We start from the raw sequence: 26,308 nt of genomic DNA, 5'->3' as shown, positions 1-26,308 counted from the left end.
TTTGCACATAAATCTGGTGGGCGCATATGAAAAAAATGTGATAAAAAGTTGAGTGCACTACGCAATCGTTTAGTTACCCATACACAAAATCATCCAGCATGCATTAAGGCGGCGAATGGGTCCCTCGGTTTTACGTCAGTAAACCCCCGGCACACCGATGCGCCAACGAGAGGCAGTCTGAAGGATGAAGTTTATACAACACAACATAGTCAGGCAGGGTCAAGCGTTATGATCCCACAAATTTCTCAAGCACCAGGTGTCGTTCAACTGGTATTGAATTTTTTGCAGGTACTGGAGCAACAAGGATTTACCGGCGATACCGCCACAAGTTACGCCGACAGGCTAACCATGGCGACAGATAACAGCGTTTATCAGCTGCTGCCGGATGCAATATTATTTCCCCGCTCAACGGCAGATGTGGTTTTGCTGGCAAGGATCGCGGCGGAAGAACGTTTTAAATCACTGGTCTTTACCCCACGCGGCGGCGGCACGGGAACCAATGGTCAGGCGCTGAACGCCGGGATCATTGTCGATATGTCCCGCTATATGAACCGCATCCTCGAAATTAACCCTGAAGAAGGGTGGGTGCGGGTTGAAGCGGGGGTGATTAAAGATCAGCTCAACCAATATCTGAAACCCTACGGCTACTTTTTTGCCCCGGAACTGTCGACCAGCAACCGTGCGACGCTGGGCGGGATGATCAACACCGACGCCTCCGGCCAGGGATCGCTGGTATATGGCAAAACCTCAGACCATGTGCTGGGCGTTCGCTCGGTGCTGATGGGCGGCGACATTCTTGATACCCAGGCGGTCCCCGTAGCGCTGGCTGAAACGCTAAGCCAGGAGCAGTCGGCGATAGGGCGCATTTACCGGACGGTATACCAGCGCTGTAAAGCGCAGCGTCAGCTGATCATCGATAAATTCCCCAAACTGAACCGCTTCCTGACCGGCTACGACCTGCGCCACGTCTTTAATGACGATATGAGCGAGTTCGACCTGACGCGGATTCTCACCGGTTCGGAAGGGACGCTGGCCTTTATCACCGAAGCGCGCCTGGACATTACCCGCCTGCCGAAAGTGCGCCGTCTGGTAAATATCAAATATGACTCCTTTGACTCGGCGTTACGCAACGCGCCGTTTATGGTCGAGGCAAAAGCGCTGTCGGTGGAAACCGTCGACTCGAAAGTGCTTAACCTGGCGCGGGAAGATATCGTCTGGCACTCGGTCAGCGAGCTGATCACCGATGTCCCGGATAAAGAGATGCTGGGGCTGAATATTGTCGAATTTGCCGGCGATGAAGCACCGCTTATCGACGACCAGGTGACCACGCTGTGCCAGCGCCTGGATGAACTGATCGCCGCCAGCGAGGCCGGCGTCATCGGCTGGCAAGTGTGTAACGAGCTGGACGGCGTGGAGCGAATCTACGCGATGCGTAAAAAAGCGGTCGGCCTGCTGGGGAACGCCAAAGGCGCCGCCAAGCCGATTCCGTTCGCCGAAGATACCTGCGTCCCGCCGGAACATCTTGCCGACTATATCGTTGAGTTTCGTGCTCTGCTGGACGGGCACGGCCTGAGCTACGGCATGTTCGGCCACGTGGATGCCGGCGTGCTGCACGTCCGCCCGGCGCTGGATATGTGCGATCCGCAGCAAGAAGTGCTGATGAAGCAGATCTCCGACGAGGTCGTGGCCCTGACGGCAAAATACGGCGGCCTGCTGTGGGGTGAACACGGCAAAGGGTTCCGGGCGGAATACAGCCCGGCCTTCTTTGGCGAGGCCCTGTACAGCGAGCTGCGCAAAATTAAAGCGGCGTTCGATCCGCATAACCGCCTCAATCCGGGCAAAATCTGTCCGCCGGAAGGCGTGGACGCGCCGATGATGAAGGTGGACGCGGTGAAGCGCGGCACCTGGGATCGCCAGATCCCTATCGCGGTGCGCACCTCCTGGCGTGGGGCGATGGAGTGTAACGGTAACGGGTTGTGCTTTAACTTTGACGTGAAAAGCCCGATGTGTCCGTCAATGAAGGTCAGCAATCACCGTATCCATTCGCCGAAAGGGCGGGCAACGCTGGTGCGCGAATGGCTGCGCCTGCTGGCCGACCGCGGCGTTGACCCGAATCAGTTGGAGAAGGGGCTGCCGGAAAAACGCGCCAGCCTGCGTACCCTGGTGGAGCGTACCCGCAATAGCTGGCATGCGCGCAAGGGCGAGTATGATTTCTCTCACGAAGTGAAAGAGGCGATGTCCGGCTGTCTGGCCTGTAAAGCCTGTTCAACCCAGTGCCCGATTAAAATTGACGTGCCGGAGTTCCGCTCGCGTTTCCTGCAGCTCTATCACAGCCGCTATCTGCGGCCGGTGCGCGACCACCTGGTGGCGACGGTCGAGTCCTACGCGCCGCTGATGGCTCATGCGCCGAAGACCTTCAACTTCTTTATTAATCAGCCGTGGGTGCGCAAGCTTTCCGAGAAGCATATCGGCATGGTCGATCTGCCGTTACTCTCGACGCCGTCGCTGAAGCAACAAATGGTCGGGCATCGTTCGGCGAACATGACTCTGGAGCTGCTGGAAACCCTCAGCGCGGAGCAAAAAGCCAGGATGGTGCTGGTGGTGCAGGATCCGTTCACCAGCTACTACGACGCGCAGGTGGTGGCGGATTTCGTCCGTCTGGTTGAAAAGGTTGGCTACCAGCCGGTGCTGCTGCCGTTTTCACCGAACGGCAAGGCCCAGCACATCAAAGGCTTCCTGTCGCGCTTTGCCCGCACGGCGCAAAAGACTGCAGATTTCCTCAACCGCGTGGCGCAGCTGGGCATGCCGATGGTTGGCGTCGACCCGGCGCTGGTGCTGTGTTATCGCGATGAGTACAACCAGGTGCTGGGCGACAAGCGCGGCGATTTCCACGTGATGCTGGTCCACGAGTGGCTGCCCAAAGCGCTGCCGGAGACCCGCGAGCAGGATTGCAGCGGGGAAGCGTGGTATCTGTTTGGTCACTGCACCGAAGTGACGGCGCTACCCGCCGCGCCGAAGCAGTGGGCTGAGATTTTTGCGCGCTTTGGCGCGAAGCTGGAAAACGTCAGCGTTGGCTGCTGTGGTATGGCCGGGACCTATGGCCATGAGGTGAAAAACCATGCCAACTCGCTGGATATCTACGCGCTTTCCTGGCAACAGGCGATTCAGCGTTTACCGCGCAATCGTTGCCTGGTGACCGGATACTCCTGTCGTAGTCAGGTGAAGCGTATTGAAGGCAGCGGGGTTCGTCATCCGCTGCAGGCGCTGCTGGAGATTATTGGATGATTTGGAAACGTCAGACAACGCTGGAACAGCTCAACGGTATGGGCGAAGGCAACATGGTCGGGCTGCTGGATATTCATTTTGATGTCTTTACCGATGAGACTATCGAAGCCACCATGCCGGTGGATCAGCGCACGCATCAGCCGTTTGGTCTGCTGCACGGCGGGGCCTCTGTGGTCCTGGCGGAAACGCTCGGCTCGGTTGCCGGCTATTTGTGCAGTGAGGGTGAGCAAAAAGTGGTGGGGCTGGAGGTCAATGCCAACCACATTCGTTCGGTGCGCGGCGGCCGGGTGCGCGGCGTATGCCGGGCGCTCCATGTCGGCTCTCGTCATCAGGTGTGGCAGATTGATATCTCTGATGAACAGGGGCGTTTGTGCTGTTCTTCGCGGCTCACCACCGCGGTTGTCTGAGGTCATCGGCGAAGAGAGCATCTCTCTTCGCCCCACGGCGTTTAGCGCCGTTCGTTAGCCAATAAGGGGGCGTAGTTTCCCCCTTATCTTCTCGCTTCAGTTACGCGTCAGGATGCGGTCTCATCCTTGATAGTATCGCTCGGCCCATTCTTCTGCACCGAGGCAATCCCCTTTTTCGCTGCATCCTTCGAGGAATACATTTCACTGGTAGCAATGGTTTCGTGGTTATCGGCTTTGAGCAGGAAATACCACGGCTGGGACACGCTTTTCTCAGACTTTTTAATAACGTAATAACCCATCTTTAACTCCTTTGCGGATTAACAATGACCCCTTGATATGTAGACTATGATTGCTTATGCAGCAAGTCATCACTATTAAAAATATAATTCATGAATCATTCACGTTATTTATGCTACTATTTAAGAACGATATACTTGTGAGTAACATAGAGGACGGAGTTAACTATGGGTATCATTTCCTGGATCATTTTTGGTCTTATTGCCGGTATTTTGGCTAAGTGGATTATGCCAGGCAAAGACGGCGGCGGCTTTATCGTCACTATCGTTCTGGGGGTTATCGGTGCAGTTGTAGGTGGTTGGATTAGCACATTTTTTGGCTTCGGCAAGGTCGATGGATTTAATTTCGGCAGCTTTGCAGTCGCGGTCATTGGTGCATTAGTTGTACTGTTTATCTACAGAAAGATTAAAAGTTAATATCCCGTCGTCATTCATGCGTCCTCGGCGCAGGTTGCCACGAGGATAAAGATTTGTAGCACGAAGTTAGACGTAAAATAAAAAGCTGCCCTCAACACCGGCAGCTTTTTTTGTCTTCAAAGATTAGGTCAGTGAATGAATTCAGCCGCGTTCCGGCATATCAGGGACGGGAACCACTTCCACACGCACTTCATAATGTTTGGCTTTATCCGTCGGGATCAGCGGAGTCAGTTTGCTAATGGTCTCAGCCGGGTTGTCGGTGGCAACGGTGGCGGAGAATATCACCGGCTTTCTCGGCGGGAATGGTGGTAAAGGCATGGGCATCGCGCCGCGGCCCTGGGGCATATCCATCATCGGCTGACCGGCATAATGGTCGGCAGGGGCTGGACTCTCGGTTTTATCTGCCGCAAATGCGCTGGCGGCGACAACAGATACGGTGGCTAACAGAGCAATAATCGTTCTTTTCATCTTAGTTACCTCTTTAGAGTGTGCCTGGAAGCTTAGAGATAACCTGGTTGGCGAACAATCCCACGGGGGGCGAATCCTCCAAAACTCCTCATTTCATCACGAATGTGAAGTCCTGGCGGCGTACAGCGGAAAGGGGGCTAATTTAGTTCAGCAGTACGCTCATCACCAGCAGTACTACCATGCACATCGACATAATACTGATATCTATCATTCTGTACTGCGTAGCTCCGGGTGAGCAGTGACTCCGACGACATTGGGCCGAAAACTGTAGGAAATTTAAGCGGGAATTGTACATCAAGTTACCAGTAGACTAATACGCTTTAATCCAGGGTTTTGTCCGAATTTATCTGAATCGCCGCTTCATTTTTCCGGATAACTAACAATCTTCCCGACCGATGTTTATAGATTGTTCTGGTTGGTAATGGATGAAATAACCACTGAAAAACGTTATTCACAATTAATTCATTGATTTTGTTATGCCTGTTGTTCACAGAAGGTGCCATTTTCTATTTCAAAAATAGGCATTTCCGATGCATCTTTTATCTTGCGCCCGAACACCCGCTTATATCCTCATTAACTATCTATTTATCAATGCATTACGTTTGTAAATAGTCCGCTGTTAACCTGCGAGGCAGGGTCTATGCTTATAAAAAGCGCTAAAAAAGCATCAGAGCAGGGAATATCCCTTCTCCAGCTGGGTTGAAGTGATAATCGTTATCATTAACATAGCTGCATGCCCTGATGGCGCCAACCAATGAGGTAGAGCGATGGAATTAGATACTGGAACCTTCAATCCCGATGAGTTTAGCTGGCGTGGTCTGATGATGACCCCGACCGCCGCTGCCCATATTCGCGATTTGGTGACGAAGCAGCCCGACAAGCAAGGCCTGCGTCTGGGGATTAAAACCAGCGGCTGTGCCGGATTTGCCTACGTACTCGAACTGATTGCCGAACCGGCGAAAGACGATCTGCTGTTTGAACGTGACGGCGCGAAGCTGTGGGCGCCGCTGCAGGCCATGCCGTTTATCGATGGCACGGAGCTGGATTACGTCCGGGAAGGATTAAATGAAATCTTTAAGTTTCATAACCCAAAAGCGCAGCACGAATGTGGTTGCGGTGAAAGCTTTGGGGTTCAGGCGGAGTAATTATGTCTCGTAATACTGAAGCAACTGACGATGTCAAAACCTGGTCCGACGGCTCTCTGAATTATAAAGAAGGTTTTTTTACCCAACTAAAAACCGATGAGCTGGCGAAAGGCATTAATGAAGAGGTGGTGCGCGCCATCTCCGCCCGTCGTAATGAGCCCGAGTGGATGCTCGAGTTCCGCCTGCGCGCGTTTAACGCCTGGCTGGAGATGGAAGAGCCGCACTGGCTGAAAGCGCATTATGAGCAACTGAATTACCAGGATTACAGCTATTACTCCGCACCGTCCTGCGGTAACTGCGATGACACCTGCGCATCCGAGCCCGGTGCGGTACAGCAAACCGGCCCGGCGGCCTACCTGACGCAGGAGGTCGAAGAGGCCTTTAATCTGCTGGGCGTCCCGGTCCGTGAAGGGCGAGAAGTGGCGGTCGACGCGATTTTTGACTCGGTGTCGGTGGCGACCACCTATCGCGAAAAACTGGCGGAGCAGGGGATTATCTTCTGCTCGTTCGGGGAGGCTATTCACGACCACCCGGAGCTGGTGAAAAAATATCTCGGGACCGTGGTACCGAGCAACGACAACTTCTTTGCCGCGCTGAATGCGGCGGTGGCCTCTGACGGCACCTTTATCTACGTGCCAAAAGGCGTTCGTTGCCCGATGGAGCTGTCCACCTACTTCCGCATCAACGCCGAAAAAACCGGCCAGTTCGAACGAACCATCCTGGTGGCCGATGAGGGGAGCTACGTCAGCTATATCGAAGGCTGCTCGGCGCCGGTGCGCGACAGCTATCAGCTGCACGCGGCGGTGGTCGAAGTGATTATTCACAAAGACGCCGAAGTGAAATATTCCACGGTGCAGAACTGGTTCCCCGGGGATAACAACACCGGCGGGATCCTCAACTTCGTCACCAAGCGTGCGCTGTGCGAAGGCGAGAACAGCAAAATGTCGTGGACACAGTCCGAGACCGGTTCCGCCATCACCTGGAAGTACCCGAGCTGCATTCTGCGCGGTGATAACTCGATCGGCGAGTTCTTCTCCGTCGCCCTGACCAGCGGTCACCAGCAGGCAGACACCGGCACCAAAATGATTCATATCGGCAAAAACACCCGCTCGACGATCATCTCGAAAGGGATCTCCGCCGGGAAAAGCCAGAACAGCTACCGGGGGCTGGTGAAAATCATGCCCACCGCCACCAATGCGCGCAACTTCACCCAGTGTGACTCGATGCTGATTGGGCCGGACTGCGGGGCGCATACCTTCCCGTACGTTGAATGCCGCAACAACAGCGCGCAGCTTGAGCACGAAGCGACCACCTCGCGGATCGGCGAAGACCAGTTGTTCTACTGCCTGCAGCGCGGGATCAGCGAAGACGATGCTATCTCGATGATCGTCAACGGCTTCTGTAAAGACGTCTTCTCAGAACTGCCGCTGGAATTTGCCGTCGAGGCGCAAAAACTGCTGGCTATCAGTCTGGAACACAGCGTCGGCTAAGCGCCAGGCGACACGAATTAAGGGAAACAAGATGTTAAGTATTAAAAACTTGCAGGTTGCCGTTGAAGACAAATCGATCCTGCGTGGCCTGGATCTGGAAATCCGTCCTGGCGAAGTGCATGCCATTATGGGGCCGAACGGCTCCGGGAAAAGTACGCTCTCCGCGACCCTTGCCGGACGGGAAGACTATGAAGTCACCGGCGGCAGCGTGGAGTTTAAAGGCAAAGATCTGCTGAGCCTCGCGCCGGAAGATCGCGCGGGCGAAGGGATCTTCATGGCCTTCCAGTACCCGGTCGAAATCCCCGGCGTCAGCAACCAGTTCTTTCTGCAAACCGCGCTCAACGCGGTACGCGAATATCGTGGTCAGGAGGCGCTGGACCGTTTCGACTTCCAGGACCTGATGGAAGAGAAAATTCAGTTGCTGAAGATGCCGGAAGATTTACTGACCCGTTCGGTCAACGTCGGTTTCTCCGGCGGCGAGAAAAAGCGTAATGACATCCTGCAAATGGCGGTGCTGGAGCCGGAGCTGTGCATCCTTGATGAGTCCGATTCCGGGCTGGACATCGATGCCCTGAAAATCGTCTCTGAAGGCGTCAACGCGCTTCGCGACGGCAAGCGCGCGTTTATTATTGTGACGCACTACCAGCGTATTCTCGACTACATCAAGCCGGACTTTGTGCACGTGCTCTATCAAGGGCGGATCGTCAAATCCGGTGATTTTACGCTGGTCAAACAGCTGGAGGAGCAGGGCTATGGCTGGCTTACCGAACAGCAGTAACACATTGCAGCAATGGCACCATCTGTTTGAGGCGCAGGGCGCGCAGCGCACCCCAGAGGCCCGCCAGCATCTCCAGCAGGTGCTGCGTCTTGGCCTGCCGACGCGCAAACATGAAGAGTGGAAATATACGCCGCTGGAGGCGCTGTGCAACGAGACCTTCGTGGCCCTGCAGCCCGGCGACTTCAGCGCGGCGCAGCGGGACGAACGCGCGCTGGGGCTGGATGCCTGGCGTCTGGTGTTTATCGACGGACAGTTTAGCCCAGCGCTGAGCGACGATCTGGCCGGCAGTGGTTATGAGGTCAGCGTCGACAACCAGCGCCAGGGGCTCCCCGAGGCGCTACAGCCGGAAGTCTTCCTGCACCTTACCGAAAGCCTGGCGCAGACGGTGACCCGCATCCGCGTTAAACGCCATCAGCGCCCGGAAAAGCCGCTGCTGCTGATGCATGTGACGCGTGGTCTGGCGGGTGGCGAGATGAACAGCGCCCATTACCGCCACCATCTTGAGCTGGAGAGCGGTGCCGAAGCGACCATCGTCGAACACTATCTGAGCCTCGATGAACAGCGCCACTTTACCGGTGCGCGCCTGACCATGACGGTGGCGGATAACGCCCACCTGCAGCATCTCAAGCTGGCGTTTGAAAATGCCCGGAGCTATCACTTCTCCCACAATGACCTTACGCTTGGCCGTGATGCCTCGGCCTTTAGCAGCAGTTTCCTGCTCGGCGGCGCGGTGTTGCGTCACCACACCAGCACCCGACTGCAGGGCGAGAACAGCGACCTGCGGATCAACTCGCTGGCGATGCCGGTGAACAATGAAGTGTGCGACAGCCGCACCTGGCTGGACCATCAGGTGGGCTACTGCAATAGCCGCCAGCTGCACAAGACCATCGTCAACGATAAAGGGCGGGCGGTCTTTAACGGCCTGATCAATGTCGCGAAACACGCGATTAAAACCGATGGTCAGATGACCAACAACAATTTGCTGCTGGGGCGCCTGTCTGAAGTGGATACCAAGCCGCAGCTGGAAATCTATGCCGATGACGTCAAGTGCAGCCACGGTGCCACCATCGGGCGGATCGACGACGAACAGCTGTTCTATCTGCGTTCGCGCGGTATCTCCGGGCAGGCGGCGCAGCACATGATCCTCTACGCTTTCGCCGCCGAACTGACGGAAGCGGTCGCCGATGACACGCTCAGGGCTGCCATTCTGGCGCGCATTGGCCAACGTTTACCGGAGGAATCAGCATGACATTTTCTGCCGAACGGATACGCGCGGATTTTCCGGTGCTCAGCCGGGAGGTTAACGGTCAGCCGCTGGCCTATCTCGACAGCGCCGCCAGCGCGCAAAAACCAGAGGCGGTGATTCGCGCCGAGGCGGAGTTTTATCGCCATGGCTACGCCGCCGTTCACCGTGGTATCCACACCCTCAGCGCGGAAGCCACGGCGCGGATGGAGCAGGTGCGCCAGCAGGCGGCCAACTTCCTGAATGCCCGCTCTGCAGAAGAGCTGGTGTTCGTGCGCGGGACCACCGAAGGGATCAATCTGGTGGCCAACAGCTGGGGGAATGCCAACGTTGGTGCCGGAGATAACATTATCATCAGCGCCATGGAGCACCACGCCAATATCGTGCCGTGGCAGATGCTGTGCGCCCGGGTTGGGGCAGAGCTGCGGGTCATTCCGCTCAATCCAGACGGCACCTTGCAGCTGGACGCGATCCCTGGCCTGTTCGATGATCGTACCCGGCTGCTGGCGATTACTCAGGTTTCCAACGTGCTGGGCACGGAAAACCCGCTGGCGGCCCTGATCCCGCTGGCCCATCAGCATGGGGCTAAAGTCCTGGTCGATGGCGCACAGGCGGTGATGCACCATGCGGTCGACGTTCAGGCGCTGGACTGCGATTTTTATGTCTTTTCCGGACACAAGCTGTATGGCCCCACCGGGATTGGCGTCCTGTATGTCAAAGAGGCGCTGCTGCAGGCGATGCCGCCGTGGGAAGGCGGCGGGGCGATGATTGCCACCGTCAGTCTGACCGAAGGAACCACCTGGGCGAAAGCGCCGTGGCGCTTTGAGGCGGGAACGCCCAATACCGGCGGCATTATCGGCCTCGGGGCGGCCTTCGAGTATATTAACGCGCTGGGCCTGACCCAGATTGCCGAGTATGAGCAGACACTGATGCACTATGCGCTACAGGCGCTGAAGAACGTGCCCGATCTGACCATTTATGGGCCTGACCATCGCCTGGGCGTGATTGCCTTTAATCTTGGCAAACATCACGCCTACGACGTGGGCAGCTTCCTCGATAACTACGGCATTGCGATACGCACCGGTCACCACTGCGCGATGCCGCTGATGGCGTTCTATCAGGTGCCGGCAATGTGTCGGGCATCGCTGGCGATGTACAATACGACGGAAGAGGTGGATCGGCTGGTCGCAGGACTACAGCGTATCCACACGCTATTAGGCTAAAGGAAGCAATCATGGCGGCGTTACCGGATAAAGACAAACTGCTGCGCAACTTTAGTCGTTGCGCCAACTGGGAAGAGAAGTACCTCTATATTATCGAGCTCGGCCAGCGCCTGGCACCGCTGCCGGCTGAAGAACATACCGCGCAACACATCATTCAGGGCTGCCAGAGCCAGGTGTGGATTGTGGTGGAGCAGCGCGACGGCGGCGTGCTTTCGCTGCGCGGGGATAGCGACGCCGCGATTGTCAAAGGGTTGATCGCCGTGGTGTTCATTCTGTATGACCAGATGACCGCCAAAGACATCACTGATTTCGACGTGCGCCCGTGGTTTGAAAAAATGGCGCTCACGCAACACCTCACGCCCTCGCGCTCGCAGGGGCTGGAAGCAATGATCCGCGCAATTCGCGCGCAGGCTCTCACTTTTAGCTAAACTATTGTTGAAGCTTTCATTCTGTTAAGCGAGACGGGGTATCCGTCTCGCGGGTGGTTCAACTTTCTGACGGCCTGTCAGTGACTAAGAGGGAAATTCAGTATGAAACGCGCGTCTCTACTCACTCTTATGCTTTTAGGTGCTCTCGGCGCGTCTCAGGCCGCCAGAGCGGTTGAATACACATTACCGGCCAACGGTAGCCGTCTGGTGGGACAGAATCAGACCTACACGGTGCAGGAGGGCGATAACAGCCTGCAAACCATTGCCCGGCGCTTTGACACCGCGGCGATGATCCTGCTGGAAGCCAACAACACCGTTGCACCCGTCCCACAGCCTGGGACGCAGATGCTTATTCCACTACAGCTGCTACTGCCCGATGTGCCGCGTGAAGGGATTGTGGTGAACCTGGCAGAGCTGCGGCTCTATTATTTCCCGCCGGACGGCAACACGGTGCAGGTCTATCCGTTAGGGATTGGGCAACTCGGGCTTGAAACGCCGGAGATGACCACCCGCGTCGGGCAAAAAATTCCTAATCCGACCTGGACCCCGACCGCCGGTATTCGCCAGCGCTCGCTGGAAAAAGGCATCACCTTACCGGCGGTGGTGCCGGCCGGGCCGAACAACCCATTAGGCCGCTTTGCCCTGCGCCTGGCGTACGGTAACGGCGAATACCTGATTCACGGTACCAATGCGCAGAACAGCGTCGGGCTGCGCGTCAGCTCCGGCTGCATGCGGATGTTTACCGACGATATTAAAGCGCTGTTTGCCCAGGTTCGCGTGGGCACGCCGGTGCGGGTGATCAACCAGCCGGTGAAGTTCTCCATCGAATCGAACGGCACGCGCTATCTGGAAGTGCATCGCCCGATGACCCAGAGCGAAACGCAGAACCCGCAGACCATTGCCTACGTGCTGCCGGAAGGCTACGCGCAGTTCGCCAACGACAAGGGAACGGATAAAGCGATGGCGGATAAAGCGATGCATCGTCGCATGGGGGTTCCGGTGGTGGTTTCAACCGGGGCGACGCCTGATGCGAGTGGGGCCAGTTCGGTGCAGTCAGTCCTGAACGGTACGCCGGCGACGGCGTCAGAAACGCGGGTCACGCAATAACGGATGGATAAACAGGGAAGGGAACGGCAAACGGCAGACAAAAAAAATGGCGCACAATGTGCGCCATTTTTATAACACAGCTACAAATACTATTACTTACGGTATTTGGTAGCAGCGTTGTCCAGGCGCTGGTTAGCGCGTGCTGCGTCGTCTTTAGCAGCCTGAACGTCGGAACGCATTGCGTTCACGTCGTTGCTCAGCTGGTCAACTTTAGCGTTCAGAGTCTGAACGTCAGAAGACAGCTGATCGATTTTAGCATTGCTGGAGCAACCAGCCAGCAGAGTAGAACCCAGGATTACCGCGCCCAGTACCAGTTTAGTACGATTCATTATTAATACCCTCTAGATTGAGTTAATCTCCATGTAGCGTTACAAGTATTACACAAACTTTTTTGGGATGAGAATATTTTTTTACGGTAATACGCTTATTTTTGATCGTTCGCTCAAAGAAGCATCGAATTTGACAGGCGAGTTAAAAATTCTTTGTGAAAACAGCACGCTTCCATCGGATTCATCTTAGATAATCTCTTATTAAATAGTAAATTCCGATTTGCATTTTTATTAAGAGGAGCTAAGGATTGAATAAAAAAAACGCCTCCGAAGAGGCGTTTTATAAAAATAATTAACTTGTAAAAGATTACAGCACGTGTACGGAAGCGGTATTGGTCGTTCCGCTCGGTACCAGCGCACCAGATACCATCACAACCACGTCGCCTTTACGCGCCAGGCCGCTCTGTACCGCCAGCTCTTTGCCGAGACGGTAGAAGTCATCGGTGGAGTCCAGCTGTGCAACCAGCTGCGGCACAACGCCTTTGGTCAGCACCAGCTGACGGGCGGTGGTTTCGTTGGTGGTCAGCGCCAGGATGGTCGCATCCGGGAAGTATTTACGTACGGCACGTGCAGATTTACCGCCTTTGGTTGCGACCACAATCAGCGGTGCTTCCAGTTTTTCAGCCGTTTCTACAGCGCCACGGCATACTGCTTCAGTGATACGCAGTTTACGGTTGTCGTTGTTGAACTCCAGACGGCTGGTCATCACGCGGTCGGTACGTTCGCAGATGGTCGCCATGATGGTGACCGCTTCCAGCGGGTATTTACCCTTAGCGGATTCGCCAGACAGCATTACCGCATCGGTACCGTCGAGGATGGCGTTAGCGACGTCGCCGGCTTCTGCGCGGGTCGGACGCGGGTTTTTGATCATGGAATCCAGCATCTGAGTCGCGGTGATAACCACTTTACGTGCGCGGATACATTTTTCGATGATCATTTTCTGGGCGAAGATAACTTCTTCAACCGGGATCTCAACGCCCATGTCGCCACGAGCAACCATGATGCCGTCAGACGCTTCGAGGATTTCGTCGAAGTTGTTCAGGCCTTCCTGGTTTTCAATCTTGGAGATGATCTGAATGTTCTCACCGCCGTGGGCTTTCAGGTGCTCACGAATTTCCACCACGTCAGAACGCTTACGAATAAAGGAAGCGGCAACGAAATCGACGCCTTGCTCGCAACCGAAGATTAGGTCCTGTTTGTCTTTTTCTGCCAGTGCCGGCAGGGCAATGGAAACGCCCGGCAGGTTAACGCCTTTGTTTTCGCCCAGGTCGCCGTTGTTCAGCACTTTACAGATAACGTTTTTACCTTCGATGGCGGTGACTTCCATACCGATCAGACCATCGTCTACCAGTACGGTGTTACCGACGGACAGGTCAGTGGTGAAACCTTCATAGGTAACTGCCACGATGTCGCTGTTGCCGACTACGGATTTGTCGGTGGTGAAGGTGAAGGTCTGGCCCGCTTTCAGGGAGACGTCATTGCCGCCTTCCAGCTTGATGGTACGAATTTCCGGACCTTTGGTGTCCAGCAGGATAGCGGCTGTCTTACCGGTTTTGCTCACCACGTTACGCAGGTTCTGGATGCGTTGACCGTGTTCAGCATAGTCACCGTGAGAGAAGTTCAGACGCATGACGTTCATGCCCGCGTCCAGCATTTTGGACAGCATCTCTTCGGATTCGGTTTTCGGACCGATGGTGCAAACAATTTTGGTCTTTTTCATGAAAGTTTTAGTCTTTAAGTTGTGAAGGATATGGAAAACTCGCTCCGTTGGCATGCCGCCGTGGAGTCAAACCTGTATTGCGAAAGTTGCTATGCCAAGCTCTAAGAATAGATGACAACAAAAGAGCGTGCAGAAGAAAGTGTGCTGGCGGTTCAGCCCATAAAAAGGAGCAGTATTTTATGCGTTTAGTTGTGCAGTCCAATGCGCTGAAACCATTCAAGAAAGAATCGGTGGGCATTATACGACGCTGAAACAAAAAAAGAAAATGAAAACAGCGTTTCATTATATGCCATAAAAATGTAACAAAACTCACACTAATAGCAATCGTATTCGCAACACAAATTTCCACCAGTCGCACAGTTAACTGATGGCTATCAGGGGTTGCCTGTCACGGTTCAGCAATAAAAATAGTCCGTTGGCGGGAAAAAAGGAGGGGAGTTTGATTTATCCCAAAATCCTATCAATAATGATTTGATTGATAATGATAATTTATGAGCAAAAAAGAATGGGAAATAAAGCCAAAGACGACGAGTTGTATCAGGAAATGTGCCGGGTTGTCGGGAAAGTGGTGCTGGAAATGCGCGATTTGGGCCAGGAGCCGAAACACATTGTCATTGCCGGGGTGGTTCGCACCGCGCTGGCCAACCCGAAAATTGCGCGCAGCGAACTGACCAGAGCCGCCATGGAGAAAGTGGTTCATGCGTTGTCCGGCCATGAGTAGTCAGCCGGCATCACGCTAAAAGGCACTCAGGAAATCACAAAGCGAACCACCGCTTTCACCGCGATATCGCAGTGGTGCGCCACCATCGCTTCATCGTCGATGGCCGGCAGCGGATCGTCGAGATACAGGCTATTGAAGGTGTAAAAGTTCGAGACCTGATAAAAACTAAAGCTGCTGATAAGCCGGTGGACATCCCGTGCCTGCAGCCCCTCCTGAAAAACACCCTGCTGCTGTCCGCGCTGGAGAATATCCTCCAGAATCGACAGGGCGGTACGGTTCAGCGGCTTTAACTGCCCTGACGACTTCAGCCACTTCCCGCGCTGCATATTCTCCATACAGATAACCCGCATATAGTCCGCATGGGTGGCGTGATAGCGCACGCTCCAGCGTACCAGCTGCACCAGCGCCTCTACCGGCGGCAGGTGCTCCAGCCCGAGCTGCTGCTCGGTTTCGCGAATGCGCGCATAGACGTGTTGCAGCACCGCCTGGTACAGCTGTTCCTTGGTTTTGAAGTAGTACACCACCATCCGCTTGGTTGTCTGCGCTTCGGTTGCAATTTGCTCCATTCGCGCCCCGGACAAGCCATGTTCGGCAAAGACGACGATGGCGGCGGCAAAAATCCGCTCCTTTAGCGGTTGCGCTTCATCTTGATCCACGTGATCCACGACAGACATAACGACTCCTTTTTCCAATGGAAAAAAATACACATAACGATCACAATTTTGCAACCTTATGTGGCGTGAGTGAACCAAATGATACATATTCAGTGCTCACGTCGACTGATGACACGAGGACTTATGCTGCGATCCATTGCCACCGTCTCGATTTCTGGCACCTTGCCCGAAAAGCTCCATGCTATTGCGGCTGCGGGTTATCAGGGCGTCGAAATCTTCGAAAACGACCTGCTCTATTATACCGGTACGCCGACGGATATTCGTAATCTGGCAGCGGATTTAGGGCTAAAAATCACGCTTTTTCAACCCTTTCGCGATTTCGAAGGGGCAAGCCGCAGCCAGTTCGCCGCCAACATGGAGCGGGCGAAGCGCAAATTTGAGCTGATGCATGAACTGGGCTGTGACACCTTACTACTGTGCAGCAACGTCCAGCCAGACTGCTCCGCGGACGTCTCGCTGCAGATAGCGGACTTAACGGCGCTGGCGCAGCTGGCCGAGCAGGAAAAGATTGTCATCGGCTATGAAGCGCTGGCCTGGGGCACTCACGTAAACCGCTGGCATCAGGCGTGGGAGCGGGTGAAAAGCGTCGACAGCCCGGCGCTGGGGATCGTGCTGGATAGCTTCCATATTCTGGCCCGCGGCGACACGCTGCAGGGTCTGTCAGATGTCCCGGTCGACAAGATCACCTTCCTGCAGCTGGCCGATGCGCCGCTGATGAAGATGGACGTGCTCGAATGGAGCCGCCATTTCCGCTGCTTCCCTGGACAGGGGCAGCTGCCGCTGGTGGAGTTTGCCTGCGAGTTAACCCGCTGCGGCTATCGCGGGCCGTGGTCGCTGGAGATCTTCAATGACAGCTTCCGCGCCTCGCCAAACGGCGCCACCGCCAAAGATGGCTACCGTTCGCTGCAGTGGCTGGAAGAGCAGACCCGCCTGCTGCTGGGGCACAGCGACGCACAGCTGTTTGCACCGGCAGCGCTGCCGCAGTACCTCGGACTGGAGTTTATCGAATTTGCCGCCAGCCCGTCGGAAGCGAAAGCGCTTGGCGAGCGCCTGACGCAGCTCGGCTTTTGCCAGCAGGGGCGCCATCGCTCGAAGCAGGTAGCGCTGTGGCGCAACGGCGGAGCGCGGGCGATCGTTAACTATCAGCCCCACAGCTGGGCCGACCATTTTCACCAGCGTCACGGCGCCTCATTGTGCGCCATGGCCCTGCGCGTGAGCCACAGCGCCGCGATTGTTGAACGGGCCCGTGCCTACGGCTACGCCACCTGGCAGGGCGATGCCGGACCCAATGAAAGCCCGATACCCGCGATTTGCGCCCCCGACGGTAGCCTGATCTACCTCATCGAAGCCGGGGACGATATCTACGCCCGCGATTTCCATCTGTCCGATAGCCCGACGCTGCGCCATGACTACAGCGGTATCGACCACCTGGCGCTGGGCATGGAAGCCGATCAACGCGACAACTGGGTGATGTTTTTCCGCAGCGTTTTCGGCTTCACGCTGGAGCATGAGCAGACGTTGCCGGACCCTTACGGCCTGGTACGCAGCCTGGCGGTGCACAGCCCGCAGGGCAATATTCGCCTGGCGCTGAATATCTCGCAGAGCCGCGCGACCCAGATTGCCCGCTCCGTCGCCTGTTACCAGGGTGCGGGCCTGCAGCATGCGGCGTTCGCCTGCCACGACCTGCCGGCTACCCTTGACGACCTGCCGCAGGTGTCGCTGAACGCGCTGCCGATCCCGGCAAACTACTACGACGATTTGCTGGCGCGCTTTGGCGACGCGGCCAACGTGGAGACCCTGAAACGCCTGCAGATCCTCTATGACCGGGGGCCGCACGACGGCGAATTCCTGCATCTGTACACCCGGCCCTTCTCGGCGGGGCGCTTTTTCTTCGAATTGACCGAAAGGCGGGGCGGCTACGCGCTGTATGGCGCGGCGAACGCGGCCGTGCGTCTTTCGGCGATGCAGTACAGCTAGTTTTGTATCAAATGGTTCATTAAAAATAACAACCCAAACATAACAACAACATTCATCTGCACCCTACGACAGGAAACGACTATGAACTCGTACAGCCATAACCCGACGGCGGCGGCGGACGCCGCGGCTACCGTTCCGCGTTCCCGGCGGCGCATTGGGATCCTCGCGCTGCTGGCCGTCGGCACAATGATTAACTATCTCGACCGCACGATACTCGGGATTGCCGCCCCCGGCTTAACCTCTGAACTGGGTATCGACGCGGCGGTCATGGGGATCGTCTTTTCGGCCTTTGCCTGGACCTACGCCCTGGCGCAAATTCCCGGCGGCCTGTTCCTTGACCGCTTCGGCAACAAGATCACCTACTTTCTGTCGTTAACCCTGTGGTCGCTGTTTACCCTGTTTCACGGCATGGCCATCGGCCTGAAAACGCTGCTGCTGTGCCGCTTTGGCTTAGGGGTCAGCGAAGCGCCGTGCTTCCCGGTCAACAGCCGGGTGGTCAGCGTATGGTTCCCCCAGCAGGAGAGGGCCAAGGCCACGGCGGTGTATACCGTCGGCGAATATCTTGGGCTGGCCTGCTTCTCGCCGCTGCTGTTCTGGATCATGGGCAGCTTCGGCTGGCGCGCGCTGTTTATCAGCGTCGGCGTGGCGGGCGTGTTGTTTGCGCTGGTGTGGTGGCGCTGCTATCGCGAGCCTCATGAAGACAAACGCCTCAGCCAGCAGGAGCGCGATCATATCGTCAACGGCGGCGGCCTGGCGACGGTCAGCGACCAGCAGGTGGCGTTCAGCTGGTCGGTTGTGGGTCAGCTGTTGGCGAAACGGCAGATTCTCGGCGCCAGCATTGGCCAGTTCGCCGGCAATTCGGTGCTGGTGTTCTTCCTGACCTGGTTCCCGACCTATCTGGCGACCGAACGTCATATGCCGTGGCTGAAGGTCGGGTTCTTCGCCATTCTGCCGTTTCTTGCCGCCGCCGGCGGGGTCATGTTCGGCGGATGGGTCTCCGATAAACTGCTGAAAGCCACCGGCTCGGCCAACCTGGCGCGTAAATTACCGATCGTCGCCGGCCTGCTGATGGCCAGCAGCATTATCTCCGCCAACTGGCTGACCAGCGATCTGGCCGTCATTCTGGTGATGTCGTTCGCCTTCTTTGGCCAGGGGATGGTCGGCTTAGGCTGGACGCTGATCTCTGACATTGCGCCGAAGGGGTTTGGCGGCCTGACCGGCGGGTTGTTTAACTTCTGCGCCAACCTTGCCGGGATCCTCACTCCGCTGGTGATCGGTTTTATCGTGGCGGCCTTCGGCAGCTTCTTCTATGCACTGGTCTATATCGGCTGCGCGGCGCTGCTCGGCGTGGTGGCGTATCTGTTTATTCTGGGCGATGTCAAACGTATTGAGTTATCGCAGTAAAGGAGCAGGGGATGATAATTAGTGGTAATACGCGCCTGATCGCCCATCTGGGCTATCCGACCGCCAGCTTTAAAGCGCCGATGATTTACAACCCGTGGTTTGACCATCAGCAGGTGGATGTCAAAGTGGTGCCCACGGGGGTGAAGCCGGAGGCGTACGCGACCCTGGTGCCGGCGCTGTTTACGATGACCAACATCATCGGCGCGCTGGTCACCATGCCGCACAAGATTGCCACCTGCGCGCTGGTCGATCACCTCAGCCCGGCGGCGATGATTGCCGGGGCCTGCAACGCCATTCGCCGCGAAGCGGATGGCAGCCTGAGCGGCGATATGTTTGACGGCGACGGCTTTGTCCTCGGCATCCGCCGGAAAGGCTTTCAGCCGGCGGGTACCCGGGCGCTGGTGATTGGCTGCGGCGGCGTCGGCTCGGCCATTGCCGCGTCGCTGGCGGCGGCGGGAGTGCGCGCCCTGACGCTGTTCGATAGCCGCCAGGAGGCCGCCAAAGCGCTGGCGGACCGGCTATGGCAACACTATCCGACGCTGGATATCAGCCTGATGCAGTGCGATCCGCAAGGCCATGACCTGGTGGTCAACGCCACGCCGTTGGGCATGAAGGCCAGCGATCCGCTGCCCGTGGATCCGCAGCGGCTGACCCCCGGCACCTGGGTGGGCGAAGTGGTGATGACCCAGGAGTACACGCCGCTGCTGCAGGCCGCCCAGGCCCGAGGCTGCCCGATCCAGCGCGGTACCGATATGCTGTTCGAAATGATCCCTGCCTACCTGCGTTTCTTCCATCTGCCGGTGGCGACGCCGGAACAGTTGCGCGAACTGGCGCAAATTGACTACTGAATCGCATAGCGCCCGGGTAACATAGCGTTTTGTTTCCGGGTATTCAGCGAGCGTCTTATGACATCTTCCGTCGTGTTGCTGGCTGCGGGGAGCCTGAAAGGGGCATTTATCCCGCTGCTGGCACGTTTCCATCAGCAAACCGGTATTCAGGTCGAGGCCCGTTTTGGTCCTGCAGGCCTGCTCCGCGAGCGCATTGAATCCGGCGAACGCTGTTCGGTGTTTGCCTCCGCCAACAGCCAACACCCTCTGGCGCTGCAGCAGGCCGGGCTGGCGGGGGAGTGTCATCCCTTTGCCCGCAATCAGTTGATGCTGACCGCCCGACGCCAGGCATCGACTGACGAGGCCGACTGGCTGGCGCTGCTCAGCAACCCGCAGCTGAGGCTGGCAACCTCGACGCCAGGCTGCGACCCTTCCGGCGACTATACCTGGCAACTGTTTACCCGCATTGAGGCCGACTTCCCCGGCGTCGGGCGCGCGCTGATGGCCCGCGCTCAGCAGCTGGTAGGGGGCAGAACCTCGCTCAGCGTGCCGCCGGGGGAGACCGCCGGTGGCTGGCTGATCGGTGAAGATTTAGCCGACCTGTTTATCGGCTATGCCCATTACGCCCGCCAGATGACGGCCAGAGACGACCTGCGCACGGTGGCGATCCCCGCCCCCTGGAATGTACAGGCGGAATACCTGCTGACGATGACCCAGCCGAGCGCCGGGGCGCAGCAGTTATGCCGCTTTATCCTCGGCGCCGACGGCCAGCAGTTCCTGCGCAGCGCCGGCTTTTTACCCGCTAACGGCGAATCGTAAACTGCGGCGCCAGCAGCGGGCCCCCGGAATCAGGGCGCTCGATTTTATGCACCGGTAACCCGTAGGCGCGCTGCAGGTGGCGCTCGCTGAGCACCGCCTCAGAGCGCCCGGCCAGCCACTCGCCGTCCGGCAACAGCAGCAAAGTATGGCTGGCGACCTGCAGGGCATGGGTTGGATCGTGGGTGGTGAACAGCACCGTGCGCGACTGGCGATAGGCCAGGTCGCTGATCAGCTGCAGCACCACCTGTTGATTGGAGAGGTCCAGCGCCGAGCAGGGCTCATCCAGCAGGATATTCTGGCTGTCGCCCACCAGCGCCCGGGCAATGAGCGCCATCTGCTGCTGGCCGCCGGAGAGCGAACGAAAGGCGCTGGTTGCCAGAGAGGCGATCCCCAACTGGTTCAGCGCCTCGTGGACTCGCCTACGATCGTCGTCGCCGGGCTGGGCGAACAGATTGACCTGACGGGCGCGACCCATCAGCACCACATCGGCGACCTGCCAGCTAAAGGCCGGACGGAACGACTGCGGGACGATCGCCACGCCGCCCTGTTGCTGGAAGCTGCCCGCCAGCGGCGGCAGTACCCCGGTCAGGGTGTCGAGCAGCGTGCTTTTGCCGCGTCCATTGGCGCCGAGTATCGCCCAGATATCGCCATGCTGGCACTGCAGGCTGAGCGGGGTAAACAATGGCTGACGATGACCAAACTGCAGGGCCGACAGGCTAAGAGAGGGCGTCATCAGGCGGCACTCCGGCGGCGGGACTGCACCAGCAGCCAGGTAAACAGCGGGGCGCCGAGCAGGGCGGTAATGATGCCCACCGGGACCTCCGCCTGGGTCAGCGAGCGCGCCAGGTCATCCACCACGATCATAAAGCCGCCCCCGAGACAGAAAGCGGTCGGCAGCAGCCGACGGTGGTCGGCACCCACCAGCAGTCGTGCCAGATGGGGGATCACCAGCCCGACCCACGCAATACTGCCGCTCACCGCCACCTGCGCGGCAACCAGCACGGCGCAGCACACCAACACGCCACGGCGCAGCGCGGTCACCGGCACGCCGAGACCGCGGGCGTCTTTCTCATCCAGCGCCAGCAGATTAATCCGCCAGCGCAGCGCCAGCAGGATCGCCGCGGTAATCAGGATCGGCGGCGCCATCATCGCCACTTTGTGCCAGTTGGCGGTGGCGAAGCTGCCCAGCAGCCAGAAGACGATATTGGGCAGCGTCTCTTCGCTGTCGGCCAGATACTGCATCAGGCTGACGAGGGCGGCGAAAAAGCCGCTGAGGACGATCCCGGAGAGGATCAACACCAGCGTATTTTCCCGTCCTTGTAGCGCGGCAATCAGATACACCAGCATCAGCGCCAGCAGGCCAAAACCAAAGGTGGAGGCCATCATCAGCAGAGTGTCCAGCCCCAGCAGAATCGCCAGGGTGCCGCCAAACGCCGAGCCGGAGGTGACGCCGATAATATGCGGGTCGACCAGCGGGTTCTGGAACACGCCCTGCAGCGTCGCCCCGCACAGCCCCAATGCGCCACCGGCCAGCAGCGCCATCACCACCCGGGGCAGGCGTACCGACCAGACGATCTGCCCGGCAATTCCGTCCCCGGGCGGCGCCTGCGTCAGCTGGGTTATCACCGCGGCGGGGCTCAGGTGATACTGGCCGACGCAGAGCGAAGCGAGGGCAATCACCAGGGTCGCCAGCGCCAGCCCGCTCTGTAGCAGGGCCGAATGACGATTACTGCGCATCCGGCGTCCATTTCACGCGATAAAACCGCTGGTAGTAATCTGCGGCGCGGGCGTCAACATCGACCCCCTGATAGCGGGAAGGATAGAGCTTTTTCGCCATCCACAGTTCACCGATCGCCAGCGCTTCCGGCATCGGATAGCCCCAGGCTTTGGCATACTCCGGCATCAGCCACACGCGGTGGTTTTTCACCGCATCAATGCCTTGCCACTGCGGATCGTTGACGATCTGCGTCACCACCTGCGGGTAACGGTCCTGCACAAAGATCACCTGCGGATTCCACTGCAACACCTGTTCCAGTGAGACCTGACGCGCCCCTTTGACCGTTGCCGCCGCGACGTTTAAGGCGCCGGCGTGTTTCATCATCAGCCCGGTATACTTGCCCGAACCATAGGTATTGAGGTCCGGGTTGGCCATATACACGCGGACCCGCTGGTCGTCAGGAATATCGGCCACCGGAGCGTTGGCCGCTTTGCGGGCCGCGAAGGTGTAGTCAATCAGCGCCTGCGCCTGGTTCTGGCGCTCGACCACCTCGCCAATCAGGCGGATGCCCTGCGTCAGCCCTTGGTTATAGGCCTGCTCTTCATCGGCCATCGACGGGTTCATCTTGTTTTTTTCGCCCGCGGCATCCTGGCGCAATGACACCGCCACCACCGGGATCCCGGCGTTCTGAATCTGCTGAATCATCGCCGGCGGGGCATAGTTGGCGACAAACACCACCTGCGGGTGCAGCGCCATCAGGCTTTCGATATTGACCTGGGTTAAGTCCCCGGGCATCGGCAGCTGTTCGATACCCGGCATAAAGCGGGCGAATGCCGGGCCGAGCTGTTTTTTCCAGCTGTTCATCACCCCGACGATATCGTCGGCGGCGTTGAGCTGCACCAGCAGGTTCAGGGTCTGGTGCTGGAGCACCACCACGCGGGTCACATGGTCCGGAATGGTCACTTCACGGCCGAGTTGGTCGGTGACGGTACGTTCAGCAAAGGCATGGCTGGCAAACAGGCAGGCGCCGATCAGCGTCAGCCCTGGTAACAGACGGGAGAGAGTTGGCATGAGAAGGCTCGGTTGCGTAAGAAGAATCGCTGTGTATTAGAATATATAGCGATGCAGGAAGCAATTTTTTAGCGACCGATATAGCCGTTCAGAACAACTTTACTCGTAAAAAACTTCTTCTTCGGCCATCCGCGCCTCAATCTGGTTGGCGACGTTTTGCAGCGGGGCGAGATATTTCTGCGCGGCCTGCTCGATGGTCATCGCTTTGGCCATATACACCAGGTTCAGGCAACCAATCACCCGTTGCTGGAGGCGGATCGGCACGGCGATGGAGGCGATTTTCTCCTCCTGTTGCCAGCCGCGGAAGTTCTCGCCGTAACCGTTGAGGCGCGTTCGTTCGAGGATCGCGGCTAGCCTGGCTGGCTCCCGCGCCAGCTGGTATTCCACTTCCGGGCGGGCCGCGAGCAGCTCGATCATCGCCTGACGTTCGTGCTCCGGCGCGAAGGCCAGCCAGGTTAATCCCGAGGCGGTCAGCAGCAACGGCAGGCGGCGCCCGACCATCGCCCGGTGAAAGGAGAGGCGGCTAAAACGGTGGGTGGTTTCGCGCACCACCATCGCATCGACGTCCAGCGTGGTGATGTCCGTTGGCCACAATACTTCCCGCAGTAGCTCGCCCAGCAGGGGCGTCGCGAGGGCAGAAATCCAATGCTCGTCACGAAATCCCTCACTCAACTGACGGATTTTGATGGTTAAACGGAAGCTGTCATCCGAGCGGCTGCGGCGGACATAACCCTCCTCCTGCAGCGTCTCCAGCAATCGTCTGACGGTGGTGCGATGCAGGCCGCTAAACTCCGCCAGGGTGCCGACCGTGGCCCCTCCGTCGAATTTATTTAACAAATTTAATAACAATAACCCGCGGGTTAAACCGCGCACCGTTTTGTAATCTGCTGCGCTATTTTCTCGCATATTCCCTCGATAAATATCCAGATAAACAACGTTGTGCACCTGGTGCACATCAGGCGATGTTTTGATTGTAGCGCAAAACCCCCTGCCTATACTGGCCTCACTATAAAAATACATTCACATCTGATTAACAAATTGTGCGACGCCCGGTTTCCGACGCGACGGCACTTTGTCTGAGTCGTGAGGTTCTGAAATGACAACATCAAATCCGGATATTCAACCTGCTGTACAGCACACCGCCCAGGTGGTCATCGCCGGCGCGGGTCCGGTCGGCCTGATGATGGCCAACTACCTTGGCCAGATGGGGGTCAGCGTGTTGGTAGTCGAAAAGCTCGATAAGCTGATTGATTACCCACGCGCCATCGGTATTGATGACGAATCGCTGCGGGCGATGCAGGGCATCGGGCTGGTGGAGAACGTGCTGCCGCATACTACCCCGTGGCACGCGATGCGTTTTCTGACGCCGAAAGGCCGCTGCTTCGCCGATATCCAGCCGATGACCGACGAGTTTGGCTGGCCACGACGTAACGCCTTTATTCAGCCGCAGGTCGATGCGGTGATGTACGAAGGGCTGCAACGCTTTCCCCACGTGCGCTGCCTGTTTTCCCGCGAAGTCGAAGCCTTCAGCCAGTCGGCGCAGGCGGTGACCCTAAATCTGAAAGGGCCGGAAGGCGAGCGCGAAACGGTTCAGGCCGACTGGCTGGTGGCCTGCGACGGCGGCGGAAGCCTGATTCGCCGCAGCTTAAATATCCCCTTTGAAGGCAAAACCGCTCCCAACCAGTGGATCGTCATTGATATTGCCAACGATCCGCTGGCGACGCCGCACGTCTATCTGTGCTGCGACCCGGTACGCCCGTATGTTTCGGCGGCGTTGCCGCACGGCGTGCGCCGCTTCGAATTTATGGTGATGCCGGGCGAAACCGAAGCACAGTTGAGCGAACCGCAGAATATGCGCAACTTGCTGAGCAAAGTGCTGCCGGACCCGGACAACGTCGAACTGATCCGCCAGCGCGTCTACACCCATAACGCCCGTATCGCCGAACGCTTCCGGGTGGACCGTATCCTGCTGGCGGGCGATGCCGCGCACATCATGCCGGTGTGGCAGGGGCAGGGCTACAACAGCGGGATGCGCGATGCCTTTAACCTCGCCTGGAAACTGGCGCTGGTGGTCAACGGCAAGGCGGGGAGCGGCTTACTCGACAGCTATCAGCAGGAGCGACGCGACCATGCCAAAGCGATGATTGACCTCTCGGTCACCGCCGGCAACGTGCTGGCGCCGCCAAAACGCTGGCACGGCACCCTGCGCGATGGGATCACCTGGCTGCTGAATTACGTTCCGCCGGTGAAGCGTTACTTCCTTGAAATGCGCTTTAAGCCGATGCCGCAGTACCGCGACGGGGCGCTGCTGACGGAAGGCGCAAGCCAGACCTCGCCGGTGGGGAAAATGTTCATCCAGCCAAAAGTGACGCTGGAAGACGGCACGGTCACCTTGCTGGATGAGGTCCTCGGCGCCCGTTTCGCGATTATCGCCTGGGGCTGTAACCCGCAATGGGGGCTGAATCGCGAGCAGATCGCCCAGTGGAATGCGGTCGGGGTGCGCTTTATCCAGGTGGTGCCGGAGGTCCAGATTCACCGCCAGCAGGATAATTTCGCCGGAGTGCTGCGCGTCGGCGACACGCAAAACCGCCTGAAAAGCTGGTTTGCTGAATACGACACCGCCATCGCGGTGGTGCGGCCTGACCGTTTCGTGGCGACGGTGGCTATCCCGCAAACCCTCGGCGGAAAGCTGGACCGTCTGGCAAGCAAAATGAGTCTGGCGCCGGTCGGTGACGCCGCTGCTATCAACAAGGTGGCCTGAT

The 26,308-nt window shown here is 57.8% G+C and carries 25 protein-coding genes; 16 read left to right on the top strand and 9 right to left on the bottom strand.

Features of this window, described 5'->3' with window-relative positions; genetic code table 11:
* The first annotated feature begins 228 nt into the window (after positions 1–228).
* Both EDF82_RS06265 and menI read left to right on the top strand, forming a co-directional pair.
* Positions 229–3,285 (top strand): FAD-binding and (Fe-S)-binding domain-containing protein, encoded by a 3,057-nt coding sequence (locus EDF82_RS06265; RefSeq protein WP_123754705.1) that lies wholly within the window; start codon positions 229–231, stop codon positions 3,283–3,285.
* Entirely contained in the window at positions 3,282–3,692 is a 411-nt protein-coding gene (gene menI / locus EDF82_RS06260) for a 1,4-dihydroxy-2-naphthoyl-CoA hydrolase (protein ID WP_123754704.1), read from the top strand. The genes EDF82_RS06265 and menI overlap by 4 nt, the downstream gene beginning before the upstream one ends.
* Positions 3,693–3,799: 107 nt before the next feature.
* On the opposite strand, the gene EDF82_RS06255 is transcribed toward menI, so the two are convergent.
* Positions 3,800–3,991 (bottom strand): YegP family protein, encoded by a 192-nt coding sequence (locus EDF82_RS06255; RefSeq protein WP_123754703.1) that lies wholly within the window; start codon positions 3,989–3,991, stop codon positions 3,800–3,802.
* A gap of 165 nt (positions 3,992–4,156) precedes the next feature.
* On the opposite strand from EDF82_RS06255, the gene EDF82_RS06250 reads away from it, so the two are divergent.
* Positions 4,157–4,405, top strand: coding sequence for a GlsB/YeaQ/YmgE family stress response membrane protein (locus EDF82_RS06250; protein WP_123754702.1), 249 nt, complete (start codon positions 4,157–4,159; stop codon positions 4,403–4,405).
* Between the two features lie 141 nt (positions 4,406–4,546).
* Here the strand turns inward: EDF82_RS06250 and EDF82_RS06245 are convergent, their stop codons facing one another.
* Positions 4,547–4,873: a hypothetical protein gene (locus tag EDF82_RS06245; protein ID WP_123754701.1), complete on the bottom strand. Its 327-nt coding sequence runs from the start codon at positions 4,871–4,873 to the stop codon at positions 4,547–4,549.
* 767 nt (positions 4,874–5,640) lie between these two features.
* Between EDF82_RS06245 and sufA the strand changes: the two genes are divergently transcribed.
* From sufA to EDF82_RS06205, 7 genes are all read left to right on the top strand, one after another.
* The gene (gene sufA, locus EDF82_RS06235; RefSeq protein ID WP_123754699.1) at positions 5,641–6,018 is read left to right on the top strand and encodes a Fe-S cluster assembly scaffold SufA; all 378 of its coding nucleotides are present in this window, start codon (positions 5,641–5,643) and stop codon (positions 6,016–6,018) included.
* A gap of 2 nt (positions 6,019–6,020) precedes the next feature.
* The gene (sufB, locus tag EDF82_RS06230) at positions 6,021–7,508 is read left to right on the top strand and encodes a Fe-S cluster assembly protein SufB (RefSeq protein WP_123754698.1); all 1,488 of its coding nucleotides are present in this window, start codon (positions 6,021–6,023) and stop codon (positions 7,506–7,508) included.
* Positions 7,509–7,539: 31 nt separating this feature from the next.
* The gene (sufC, locus tag EDF82_RS06225; RefSeq protein WP_123754697.1) at positions 7,540–8,286 is read left to right on the top strand and encodes a Fe-S cluster assembly ATPase SufC; all 747 of its coding nucleotides are present in this window, start codon (positions 7,540–7,542) and stop codon (positions 8,284–8,286) included.
* Entirely contained in the window at positions 8,261–9,535 is a 1,275-nt protein-coding gene (gene sufD, locus EDF82_RS06220) for a Fe-S cluster assembly protein SufD (protein WP_123754696.1), read from the top strand. Before sufC ends, sufD begins: the two co-directional genes overlap by 26 nt.
* Complete coding sequence (sufS, locus tag EDF82_RS06215) at positions 9,532–10,752, top strand: cysteine desulfurase SufS (RefSeq protein ID WP_123754695.1); 1,221 nt, start codon at positions 9,532–9,534, stop codon at positions 10,750–10,752. Before sufD ends, sufS begins: the two co-directional genes overlap by 4 nt.
* A gap of 11 nt (positions 10,753–10,763) precedes the next feature.
* A complete protein-coding gene (sufE, locus tag EDF82_RS06210; RefSeq protein WP_123754694.1) occupies positions 10,764–11,180 on the top strand; it encodes a cysteine desulfuration protein SufE in 417 nt (138 codons plus the stop codon).
* Between the two features lie 102 nt (positions 11,181–11,282).
* A complete protein-coding gene (locus tag EDF82_RS06205) occupies positions 11,283–12,287 on the top strand; it encodes a L,D-transpeptidase family protein (RefSeq protein WP_123754693.1) in 1,005 nt (334 codons plus the stop codon).
* Positions 12,288–12,379: 92 nt separating this feature from the next.
* On the opposite strand, the gene lpp is transcribed toward EDF82_RS06205, so the two are convergent.
* The gene (lpp, locus tag EDF82_RS06200) at positions 12,380–12,616 is read right to left on the bottom strand and encodes a murein lipoprotein Lpp (protein WP_003029373.1); all 237 of its coding nucleotides are present in this window, start codon (positions 12,614–12,616) and stop codon (positions 12,380–12,382) included.
* A gap of 307 nt (positions 12,617–12,923) precedes the next feature.
* On the bottom strand, positions 12,924–14,336 hold the full coding sequence (gene pykF, locus EDF82_RS06195) for a pyruvate kinase PykF (protein WP_123754692.1): 1,413 nt from the start codon (positions 14,334–14,336) through the stop codon (positions 12,924–12,926).
* A gap of 505 nt (positions 14,337–14,841) precedes the next feature.
* On the opposite strand from pykF, the gene fumD reads away from it, so the two are divergent.
* The gene (gene fumD, locus EDF82_RS06190; protein ID WP_123754691.1) at positions 14,842–15,057 is read left to right on the top strand and encodes a fumarate hydratase FumD; all 216 of its coding nucleotides are present in this window, start codon (positions 14,842–14,844) and stop codon (positions 15,055–15,057) included.
* Between the two features lie 26 nt (positions 15,058–15,083).
* Here the strand turns inward: fumD and EDF82_RS06185 are convergent, their stop codons facing one another.
* Positions 15,084–15,731, bottom strand: coding sequence for a TetR/AcrR family transcriptional regulator (locus EDF82_RS06185; RefSeq protein WP_123754690.1), 648 nt, complete (start codon positions 15,729–15,731; stop codon positions 15,084–15,086).
* 123 nt (positions 15,732–15,854) lie between these two features.
* Between EDF82_RS06185 and EDF82_RS06180 the strand changes: the two genes are divergently transcribed.
* The 4 genes from EDF82_RS06180 to EDF82_RS06165 all read left to right on the top strand — a co-directional run bounded on the left by EDF82_RS06180 (position 15,855) and on the right by EDF82_RS06165 (position 20,758).
* A complete protein-coding gene (locus EDF82_RS06180; protein ID WP_123754689.1) occupies positions 15,855–17,708 on the top strand; it encodes a bifunctional sugar phosphate isomerase/epimerase/4-hydroxyphenylpyruvate dioxygenase family protein in 1,854 nt (617 codons plus the stop codon).
* Between the two features lie 81 nt (positions 17,709–17,789).
* On the top strand, positions 17,790–19,112 hold the full coding sequence (locus EDF82_RS06175) for an MFS transporter (protein WP_123754688.1): 1,323 nt from the start codon (positions 17,790–17,792) through the stop codon (positions 19,110–19,112).
* An 11-nt stretch (positions 19,113–19,123) separates the two neighbouring features.
* The gene (locus EDF82_RS06170; protein WP_123754687.1) at positions 19,124–19,960 is read left to right on the top strand and encodes a shikimate dehydrogenase; all 837 of its coding nucleotides are present in this window, start codon (positions 19,124–19,126) and stop codon (positions 19,958–19,960) included.
* Positions 19,961–20,017: 57 nt separating this feature from the next.
* A complete protein-coding gene (locus EDF82_RS06165) occupies positions 20,018–20,758 on the top strand; it encodes a substrate-binding domain-containing protein (protein WP_123754686.1) in 741 nt (246 codons plus the stop codon).
* Here the strand turns inward: EDF82_RS06165 and EDF82_RS06160 are convergent.
* The 4 genes from EDF82_RS06160 to EDF82_RS06145 form a co-directional block, all read right to left on the bottom strand.
* Entirely contained in the window at positions 20,742–21,491 is a 750-nt protein-coding gene (locus EDF82_RS06160; RefSeq protein ID WP_123754685.1) for an ABC transporter ATP-binding protein, read from the bottom strand. The two genes, EDF82_RS06165 and EDF82_RS06160, sit on opposite strands and share 17 nt — an antisense overlap.
* Positions 21,491–22,495, bottom strand: a complete 1,005-nt coding sequence (locus EDF82_RS06155) for an iron ABC transporter permease (protein ID WP_123754684.1) — start codon at positions 22,493–22,495, stop codon at positions 21,491–21,493. Before EDF82_RS06155 ends, EDF82_RS06160 begins: the two co-directional genes overlap by 1 nt.
* Positions 22,485–23,546 (bottom strand): ABC transporter substrate-binding protein, encoded by a 1,062-nt coding sequence (locus EDF82_RS06150; protein ID WP_123754683.1) that lies wholly within the window; start codon positions 23,544–23,546, stop codon positions 22,485–22,487. Before EDF82_RS06150 ends, EDF82_RS06155 begins: the two co-directional genes overlap by 11 nt.
* Positions 23,547–23,645: 99 nt before the next feature.
* A complete protein-coding gene (locus EDF82_RS06145; protein ID WP_123755495.1) occupies positions 23,646–24,452 on the bottom strand; it encodes a DNA-binding transcriptional regulator in 807 nt (268 codons plus the stop codon).
* Positions 24,453–24,642: 190 nt separating this feature from the next.
* Here EDF82_RS06145 and EDF82_RS06140 point away from each other — a divergent pair, with 190 nt between their 5' ends.
* Positions 24,643–26,307 carry a bifunctional 3-(3-hydroxy-phenyl)propionate/3-hydroxycinnamic acid hydroxylase gene (locus tag EDF82_RS06140; RefSeq protein WP_123754682.1) on the top strand — a complete coding sequence of 555 codons (1,665 nt, stop codon included), beginning with the start codon at positions 24,643–24,645 and terminating at the stop codon, positions 26,305–26,307.
* Position 26,308: the final 1 nt, after the last annotated feature.

Source organism: Klebsiella sp. BIGb0399 (assembly GCF_003752615.1).
Taxonomy (GTDB): Bacteria; Pseudomonadota; Gammaproteobacteria; order Enterobacterales; family Enterobacteriaceae; genus Klebsiella; species Klebsiella lignicola.
The sequence above is the reverse complement of the archived record's forward strand: the minus strand, read 5'-3'. Positions and strand labels throughout refer to the sequence as shown.